Source organism: Dapis hubbardiae BLCC-M172 (assembly GCF_050016015.1).
Taxonomy (GTDB): domain Bacteria; phylum Cyanobacteriota; class Cyanobacteriia; order Cyanobacteriales; family Microcoleaceae; genus Trichodesmium.
The window spans coordinates 1-10,074 of sequence record NZ_JBNHEQ010000303.1 but is presented as its reverse complement, the minus strand read 5'-3'; the positions used below and the strand labels follow the sequence as shown (position 1 = coordinate 10,074).

Here is a 10,074-nt window from a genome sequence, read left to right as displayed (position 1 = left end):
TACTCAGTGGGTGATAATTAATTTAACTATTGTACAATAGTCAGGCTCGGAAACTGACAAAGTAGCGATCGCCTGATTACTCAGTGGGTGATAATTAATTTAACTATTGTACAATAGTCAGGCTCGGAAACTGACAAAGTAGCGCTCGCCTGATAATTCAGTGGGTGATAATTAATTTAACTATTGTACAATAGTCCAGTAGGGTGCATTACGCTATCACTAATGCACCAGCAAAATCAAAAATGATGGGTTACGTTCCACTTTGTTCCGCTTTTTTCTTACGGAATGCTCCGCAAACATCTCGCGGAGGGAAACACACTCTACTAGAGTGTTCAATCGGATTCTATATAAAACTTAGGAGCGAACAACGAGGGAAGACCTCTCCCCCAACCCCTCTCCTGTAAGGATAGGGGAGAATTCCCCCTTTTCAAAGGGCAGGGCTGTTTCAGGCGTCAAATAAATAATCGATTATTTATGAGAATTGGGGACACGTCGATAAAAATTTGGGGAAAAGTTACGAAAAACTGACTATTTTTAGTGTTGGAGGTAGGGAAAAGCTCCCTGCTCACATCTTGGTCAAATCAACGAAATTTCTGAAAAATCCATTTCTTCACCAAAATTATTGCTCGATATTCTTTGGGGAAAATTAGCGTGTAAATGGTGAAAAATTCTCCCCTGCTCCCTGCTCCCCCGCTCCCCCTCTACCTTAACCAAGAATGAAACAGCCCTGCCTTTCAAAGGGAAGGGGGTCAGGGGGTTAGGTTTTACCCACAAATTTAGTCTAGACGCGCTACTAAGGTATTATGACTAGATAGTATTCAGATTAATATCAACTTTTAACTTAATTATGTTAACTCCCGGACAAATTTTAAAAGAACGTTATCAACTACAAAAACAATTAGGCCGTACTGTACCAGGTCGTAAAACTTGGCTAGCATTTGACTCCCAAATGCAAGAACAAGTAACTCTAAAAATGTTAGCTTATAGTCCGGAAATACTGGGGCAAGAATTAAATTTATTTGAGACAGAAGCCACAACTTTACAAGCTCTAAATCATCCCCATATCCCTAGTTATCGCGATTATTTTTCCTTAGAAAAAGAAGCAGATTCAAGTTTACCTTGGTTTGCATTAGTGCAAGATTATATTCCTGGTTTTTCCCTCCAAGAATTATTAGATAGAGAGAAAAAATTCACAGAAGAAGATGTGGAGAAAATTGCCAAAGAAGTATTAGAAATTCTGATTTATCTCCACGAACTAGAGCCTCCTGTTTTGCATCGAGATATTAAACCGAGTAATTTAATTATGGGTGCAGACCAACAAATTTATTTAGTAGATTTTGGTGCAGTACAATCTCAAGGTAATGCCCAGGGAGTAACTTTTACTATTATTGGAACTAGCGGTTATGCTCCTCTAGAACAATTTTGGGGTAGAGCAGTTCCAGCTTCAGATTTATATGCTTTAGGAGCAACTTTAATTCATTTACTAACAGGAACTTCCCCAGTAGATTTACCGCAAAAAAATTATCAGATTCAATTTACTGACAAGGTTGATATTAATCCTAGCTTTGCCAGTTGGATTAATAAAATTACAGAAATGGATTTAGGAAGTCGGTTTCAAAATGCTCGTGAAGCTTTGAAATCTCTCGACTCAAAACCAAAACTTCAACCATTAGTGCCACCGAAAAAAAATCCTCTAAACTTTAGCACTATTATTACCATTAATAAATCTCCAGATAGAATAGAAATCTATACTCATGCACCTAGTTTAAGAGAAATTAAAGGTTCTGGAATGTTCGGTGGGATTTTTTGTATATTTGTAGGTTTACTGCTAACTAATCCTGTTTATGGAATCTTGTTATTTATCCTGGTTGTAGCAGGAATATTTGTATTATTTGGAGAAAAGAATTATATTTATTTTGACCATGATATTTTTAGAATAGAACGACATCTATTAGATATGACTTACGGAAAAATTCAGGGAAATACTAGAGATATTGTAGAAATTTTAGCATCTAAATTTGAATCAGGTTATCAAGTGGTAGTTCAATCTCAAAATAATAAATATCAATTAGATAAAGCAATGAATATCAAAGATAGTACATCCTTGGTTGAGGAAATTAACCAATGGTTAAATCAGATTAACTAGCTAGTAAGCATTCAGCCGTCAGCTATCAGCTATCAACTATTTTTTATTTTAGATCAAATCTTTTGTGTTATAAGAAACCGGGTTTGTTGGAGATAGATTTCATTCAATAATTAATAATTGATAATTGATAATTACCTCTTCCTTTGAGGTAGAGGATTGAATAAAAGGAAAATAAATTCATTGTTTCTCTTGAAATAGAAAACTTTAAACCTTAATTATTCGGTAAGGCATCGGCATCTAATAGACATCTGGTGATAATCAAAAATAAAATCAATTATCTCTGGAGAAATCATCAATTATTTCCTCCTACTATGTACGGACGTTGCACAGGCAAAAATGCGTTTTCCGTTCCGGAATGCTCCGCTTTCCATGTTGCGCAGCAAAACGTCCCTACTCCCTCTTTTTCGGAGAGGTATAATACAAACCCGGTTTCTACACTTTGAAAAATCATAGCCAAGATTTTGAAAAAGAACAATTAATATCATGTCCGGATAATTAGTAATAAAAAAGTTTTTGTTTGTAGTTTGGCTCTAGCCATATCTAGGGCTTACTGATTAAATATCAAAGTATTTACCGATAAAGCTTTTAGGCTTTTGAAGTCTGAAATACCTTGATTTTCAGCTCTTGTTACCCAATAATTAATAGTTAATAGTTAATTATTAATTATTAAGAGTTGATAGTCAATAATTAATTATTCATTCATTCAACAATTAAGGTTGAAAGCCTCCCCTTTCAAGGGGATAAATCAAAAAAAATTCCTTTTAGCAAATCCTATCCGTTTCAAGAAGGGGTAATTATTAATTATTAATTATTAATTGTTCATTGTGTTTTTTGCTGAATCAAAAAGTTAGCATTTTTGGTGCATAGTTGGGCAAAAAAATTACTCTCGTAGAGACTTGTATGCAACCTCCATACCTACTCCCGAAAAAAGACTTTTTCAGCAAACTCTATCTATAGAAACCATTTGGTATCTTGACATTAGATTGGTTAAATTTTTGAATTAGAGTGGTTTTTATGATTAGTAGACAATAGGGATATTCCCATAAGAACTTCCCTAAAACCCCCCGCAAAATGTGAGTTGTGAGTGGGGTGTTTCATGTAAAAAGATTGAAAAATACTCCCCATCACCCCATCACCCCATCACCCCATTACCCCATTACTCTCTCTACTTTTAAATAGATCCTTTCAGGGGTTCTATAGTTCGGGCTAGAGCAAAACTACCAACTTTAATTATCACTACTCAACCAGACATAATATAATAACCAGATTTGGTATGATAACTGATAACTGATAACTGATAACTAATAACTGATAAATGCCTCTGTTTCACCAACCCAATAAGTTATCGTCTAGCGATCGCCTGCTCCAAGGAATAGCCATCGCTACTAATGGCTTATTGACAATTAAAGACCACCATAAGTCAGTCCAGGCTGCCCTGAATGCTCTAGGGCCAGTTATGGATGTTGATCGGATCTATATATTCCAAAATCATCCCCATCCAGAAACCGGGGAACCTGCTAGCAGTCAGCGCTGGGAGTGGGTAGCTGAGGGGGTGGAGCCAGAAATTGACAACCCTGAACTGCAAAATATTCTCTATCCAGAAATCCTGCCCCGTTGGTATGATACTCTATCCCAAAAGCAGCCAATTATAGGTCTAATTAAAGAATTTCCCAAAACAGAGCGAGAAATATTACAGCCCCAAGGAATTCTGTCTATGCTGGTAGTACCAATTTTTATCCGAGACTATTTTTGGGGATTTGCTGGATTTGATGATTGCCAACAAGAGCGTCAGTGGAGTGACAGTACAAAAGCAGCACTAATGGCGATGGCAGGGAGTATTGGAGGAGCAATTTCTCAATGGGAAACTGAAAGCAACCTCAAGCAACTTAACGAAACCTTGGAAGAACGAGTTAAAACCCGTACTGCTGAACTTGAGCAGGCAAAAGAACTGGCTGAATCTGCTAATGATGCTAAGAGTGAATTTTTGGCTAATATGAGCCATGAACTGCGGACACCACTCAATGGTATTTTGGGCTATGCTCAAATCCTGAATCGTTCTCAGAAACTGGCGGAAAAAGAGCGCCACGGCGTTCAAATTATTTACCAATGTGGCTCTCATTTGCTAACCCTGATTAATGATATATTAGATTTATCCAAGATTGAAGCTCGGAAACTGGAACTTAGCACTCAAGAGATTCACTTTCCTGCTTTTTTGCAAGGGGTGGTAGAAATTTGTCGGGTTCGATCTGATAAAAAAGGACTTAACTTTAGCTATCAAGCTGATGCCAATCTTCCTACAGGAGTTATTACCGATGAAAAACGACTGCGCCAAGTGCTGATTAATCTCCTTGGTAACGCTGTCAAATTTACTGAAACAGGAACGATAGCTTTTACAGTAGAAAATATTCACTCATCAGATGTAACAGGAGAAAATTCTATGGCTTGCATCAACTTCCAAATTAAAGACACCGGAGTTGGTATTGCCGAAGCAGAAATAGATAAAATATTCCAATCTTTTGAGCAAGTTGGTGACAAAAAAAATCGTGCCGAAGGTACAGGTTTAGGTTTAGCAATTAGCCAAAGAATTGTACAATTAATGGGTGGTAAGATCGAAGTTAACAGCGAACTAGGAAAAGGTAGTATTTTTAGCTTTCAGATAAATTTACCCATCGCTCACAACTGGATACAAAAAGTTTCCACAAGCAATGGAGAGAAAATTATTGGGTATGAGGGAGTACCTCGCCATCTACTTGTAGTGGATGACAGATGGGAAAATCGTTCAGTTTTGGTGGAGTTGTTAGAACCTTTGGGGTTTAAGGTGACAGAGGCAGAGAATGGTGAAGAAGCATTGGATCAACTCAGACAACAAAAATTCGATCTGATGATTACAGATATACATATGCCAGTAATGAATGGTTTCAAAATGCTCAAACATTTACGCAATGACGAGCAACTCAAAAATACAGTCGCGATCGTATCATCAGCATCAGTGTCAGATATGGATCGGCAAAAAAGTTTAGATGCAGGAGGTGATGATTTTCTAGCTAAACCTGTAAATGCTGAGGATCTATTCAATTTGCTTGTTAATTATCTACAACTGAATTGGAAATATGAGAAAATCAACTCAGAGGAAACTCCTACTATAGCTCAAAACGAGCCTTCAGAAATAGTTGTCCCCCCAGTAGAGGATTTACAAATGCTATTCGAGTTAGCCCAGCGTGGTATGCTGCTAAAGCTAGCAAAAACTGCTGAAAAAATTGGGCAAAATAGCGATCGCTATCTACCCTTTACTCATAAAATTTCACAACTGGCAAAGGAATTTCAAGCAGAAGAAATTGAGATATTAATCCAAAAATACCTTGACTAGATGTTTGCGAACCATTCCGAAGGAAAAGCATACTGATAAACTCTAGACGACAAGTTCTTCATCCAAGGATAAAGTGGTTTTGTGTGGTTGGTAAAAACTTCTCTAAGCTTACGGACATTGGGCTTATAACCATCAATATATGTAGCATTCCATAAACTTAAACCCCAGTTGTAACACCAGCGTGAATAGCCAGCGTGAGTCGCCATCAGAGTTTTATGCTTATTATTAAGTTTCAGCTTTGTAATTATGGATTTCATATATGGGTGAGTGCAACCTGTCTAAAAGTATGCCTTTTAATGTATTATATCGTTTTTCTTTGATTAAGTTAATGCTCTAAGAGACTATTTGTAATATCATGTCCGGTAGCATCAGTATTGTATATAGAAGGTAAGGAAGAAGAAAGAAGGCTTTAGTTATCTAGGAGAGAAGGAAGAAGAAAAGGAAAAACCTTAAATTAGGTAAATATTTCCCCAACTTTTACACGACGCGACCATACCAGCGGACATGAGATAAAAGGAATATTAAATCTAGGCGTAGGATGGGGAGGGTGAGGCGACAATAACTATGAATCGTAGCAAAGTCGTTGCGGGCATTCCGGCCCGCACTACGCCGTAACCCACCAAACATTAAACACTCTGGCCGTCTTAATCTGTAGTTTACAAAGACTCTCTAATATAAAATCCAGTGATAAATTTATAGCATTTGCTACTTCCTATCAAGACAAACTTTTAGTAGTATACTATTAAATAATTTCCGTGGCTTAAATCCTTATTTTTTTGTAACTTCTAACTTCTGACTTTCTTTTAATTACCAAAACCAGAAGGTCTAAAAGTTCCCCTTTTAAGGGAATGAAAAAAAATCAACTTCAGTATTTCAACCCTCTGGCTTCATCTGGAGGTACTGTTTAATAATTGATAATTGATAATGGATAATTGATAATTACCTCTCCCTAAAACGGATTGGATTGAATAATATCAAATCCGGTAGCATCGGTGTAATTAGATAGTTAATCTAGGAGTCATTTCAGTTATCAGTTATCAGCTATCAGTTATCAGCTATCAGTTAACAGTACCTCTGGCTAAACCCAGAGGCTTGAAATACTGAATCGAAATTTTTTTTCATCTCCTTAAAAGGGGAGGCTTGAGACCTTATTTTTTGGTCAACCCACCCCTACCCCCCCTTCATAAGGGCAGGGCTGTTTCATTCTGGCTTAAGGGAGAGGGGGAGCAGGGGAGTAGGGAGCAGGGGAGAAAAATCCATGCTTTACCCTAGATTTTCGCTCTTTTTATCAATTATTCTTAAAGGTTAAAAATACCAATTGTGGTTATTTGAGGGAATTGAACCAGATATTTAGACAGAGTTTAATGACACTCCGAAGCTGAAAAATAGGCAAATGGGTGGCTAATTTCTCTATTTTCTAATCCTAAACATCTCTCGTTCTCCTTAAATTGTTAATTCACGACACTTTGAAACAGCCCTGCCCTCCTGGGAGGGGTTAGGGGTGGGTTGACTCCTGACTCCTCCTTTTTTGTTTATAACTATTCAACCGGACATGATATAACTGATAACTGATAACTGATAACTGAAGAAACCATGAATCAAGAATTAGCAGAACAAACAGGACTCATATTAATCGTTGATGATACACCAGCAAACCTAGAGGTTCTCTCAGAAACACTCGGTGCAGTAGGATATGATGTAGCGATCGCCACCACCGGACAACGAGCATTAAAACAACTAGAACGAGAATTGTCAGACCTAATTTTATTAGACATAACAATGCCAGACATGGATGGCTTTGAAGTCTGTCAAAAACTCAAAGCTAATCCCACTACTCGCAATATTCCTGTAATCTTTATTACCGCTTTAGCAGATACAGACAACAAAATCAAGGGATTTGAGCTAGGGGCAGTAGATTACATTACTAAGCCATTTCAAGAGCAAGAAGTTCTTGCCAGAGTCAAAACTCATTTGCAGTTAGCCTTACTAACTCAAAACTTAGAACAAGAAGTAGCCATGAAAGTATTTTCATTAGAGCAAGCAAAACAAGCTGCCGAAGCTGCCAACAAAGCCAAGAGTCTATTTCTTGCCAACATGAGCCACGAACTCCGCACCCCCCTCAATGCAGTCCTCGGCATCACAGAGGGGCTGCAAGATGAGGTATTTGGCAGCATGAATGAGCAACAAATGAAAGCTCTACAAATTATTGAAAGCAGCGGAACACATCTGTTAGAACTCATTAACGACATCCTTGATGTCACCAAAATTGAATCTGGTCAGCTAGAGCTAAGTTGCACCCCCACTGCAGTAGCTCCCCTCTGCAAATCTAGTCTGGCTTTCATCAAACCACTTGCCCAGAAAAAAGCCATTCAGTTAAAAACGAAATTGCCCCAAAATTTACCTGAGTTGTTAATAGATGAACGACGCATCCGCCAAGTTTTAATTAACCTACTCAATAACGCCGTCAAATTCTCCCCAGATGGCGGTTCTGTCTCTCTGGAAGTTCAGGCCAACTCTCTCAACCCAAATGCTAGTGATTCACAAAATTTTCTCCGAATTGCTGTCATTGATAATGGGATCGGTATTGCCCCAGAAAACCTCAACAAACTGTTTCAGCCCTTTGTCCAAATTGATAATTCCCTAAATCGCGACTATCAGGGAACAGGTTTGGGGCTTACCTTAGTAAAACGCATCGTCGATCGCCACGGTGGGAAAGTAGAGGTCTCTAGTGAGGTCGGGGTTGGGAGTTGCTTTACGGTGGATCTTCCTTGTACTAATACTATCCTCTTCTACCCCAAACTAGAATCTCAGTCCGAAGCTAACATTGAGTACAGTCAACTTCAAAAGCAGAAAACACCATTAATTCTGCTGGCAGAAGACAATGAAGCAAATATCACTACAGTTTCCAGCTATCTGAAAGCAAAAGGTTATCGTATTATTCTGGCCAAAAATGGAGATGAAGCGATCGCCCAGGCTGAGTCGCAAAACCCTGATTTGATTTTGATGGACATTTCAATGCCAAATAAGAATGGTCTAGAAGCGATGGAGGAGATCCGCCAAACTCCCCACTTGGTCAATGTGCCAATCATTGCCCTAACTGCTCTAGCAATGACAGGCGATCGAGAACGTTGTTTGGCTGCGGGAGCTAATGATTACCTCAGTAAACCTGTTAAACTAAAACAGTTAACATCTATGATTCAAAAACTTTTAGCTACTAAGGATAAGGAGAATAGTTAATGAATATACCATCTGTTTTAGTAATTGACGACGAACCCAATAATTTTGATGTAATAGAAGCTCTTTTGAATGACCAAGAGTATGAGTTGTATTACTCTGCAAATGGAGAAGAGGCGATCGCAAACCTAAAAACCTACAACCCCGATGTAATTCTACTTGATGTAATGATGCCTGGAATAGATGGTATTGAAACTTGTCGGCAAATTAAAGCTATGTCAAAATGGCACGCAGTTCCGATCATTATGGTGACAGCATTAAGTTCCAAATCAGACCTAGCCAATTGTTTGAAAACTGGAGCTGATGACTTCATTAGTAAACCAGTCAATGGGGTGGAATTGCGAGCCAGAGTTAAATCTATGCTACGAATTAAACAACAGTATGACAACCTACAAACCATGCTGGAATTAAGGGAAGACATGGTAAACATGGTGGTTCACGATTTACGCAATCCCCTGACTATTATTATGTTTGGCTTGCAATTACTAAAAAATCACAATTATTCCCAAGAAAAGCAAAACCGGAAAATGGAGAAAATTTATGGAGCAGCACAAAGATTAGAGCGGTTAATTAATGATTTATTGAATATGGCTTTACTAGAATCCGGTAAACTTCGTCTGAAGCGCAAAAAGGTAGAAATCATTGGTATTATCCAGTCTAGCATATCCAATTTTGAAGCGATCGCTGCTCAAAAAAATCAATCTTTGGTAAGTCAATTACCAGAAATCTCTAGTTTTATAGTCTCTGTGGATGCTAATCTGATTCATAGAACTATAGATAATCTGCTCTCGAATGCTATTAAGTTTTCCCCAGACAATAGTCAAATTATCGTGAGTTTAGAAATTATCAACTCTGACATTTACAAAATCAAGGTAATTGATTCTGGTCCTGGTGTTCCCGAAGCAATACAACAAAAGATTTTTGATAAATACGAGATTGGCACAACTATGTTAGATACCTCGCAAATTGGATTAGGTTTAGCCTTTTGTAAAATGGTTGTTGAGGCACATAATGGGCAAATTACCGTGAGAAACAATCAACCACAAGGAGCTATCTTTGAGATTACTTTACCAATATCTGGTTCATTAATTGATAATGGATAATTAGATCATGTCCGGTAGCATCGGTATTGTATAGAGAAGGTAAGGAAGAAGGAAGAAGGCTTTAGTTATCTAGGAGAGAAGGAAGAAGAAAAGGAAAAACCTTACATAAGGTGTAAATATTTCCCCAACTTTTACACGACGCGACCATACCAGCGGACATGATATTATATCATTGCGACTGGAACGGAGTGGAAGGTTTGCGGAGCATTCCGGAACGGATAGCA

At 38.0% G+C, this 10,074-nt stretch carries 5 protein-coding genes; 4 read left to right on the top strand and 1 reads right to left on the bottom strand.

The window, feature by feature from the left end; all coding sequences use genetic code 11:
* The first annotated feature begins 847 nt into the window (after positions 1 to 847).
* Both ACP6PK_RS28840 and ACP6PK_RS28835 read left to right on the top strand, forming a co-directional pair.
* The gene (locus ACP6PK_RS28840) at positions 848 to 2,146 is read left to right on the top strand and encodes a serine/threonine protein kinase (protein WP_426564849.1); all 1,299 of its coding nucleotides are present in this window, start codon (positions 848 to 850) and stop codon (positions 2,144 to 2,146) included.
* 1,315 nt (positions 2,147 to 3,461) lie between these two features.
* Complete coding sequence (locus tag ACP6PK_RS28835; RefSeq protein WP_426564847.1) at positions 3,462 to 5,513, top strand: GAF domain-containing hybrid sensor histidine kinase/response regulator; 2,052 nt, start codon at positions 3,462 to 3,464, stop codon at positions 5,511 to 5,513.
* Here the strand turns inward: ACP6PK_RS28835 and ACP6PK_RS28830 are convergent.
* Entirely contained in the window at positions 5,510 to 5,770 is a 261-nt protein-coding gene (locus ACP6PK_RS28830) for a helix-turn-helix domain-containing protein (protein WP_426564845.1), read from the bottom strand. The two genes, ACP6PK_RS28835 and ACP6PK_RS28830, sit on opposite strands and share 4 nt — an antisense overlap.
* A 1,336-nt stretch (positions 5,771 to 7,106) precedes the next feature.
* Between ACP6PK_RS28830 and ACP6PK_RS28825 the strand changes: the two genes are divergently transcribed.
* The gene (locus ACP6PK_RS28825) at positions 7,107 to 8,750 is read left to right on the top strand and encodes an ATP-binding response regulator (RefSeq protein WP_426564843.1); all 1,644 of its coding nucleotides are present in this window, start codon (positions 7,107 to 7,109) and stop codon (positions 8,748 to 8,750) included.
* Positions 8,750 to 9,850, top strand: coding sequence for a hybrid sensor histidine kinase/response regulator (locus tag ACP6PK_RS28820; protein ID WP_426564841.1), 1,101 nt, complete (start codon positions 8,750 to 8,752; stop codon positions 9,848 to 9,850). Before ACP6PK_RS28825 ends, ACP6PK_RS28820 begins: the two co-directional genes overlap by 1 nt.
* Positions 9,851 to 10,074: the final 224 nt, after the last annotated feature.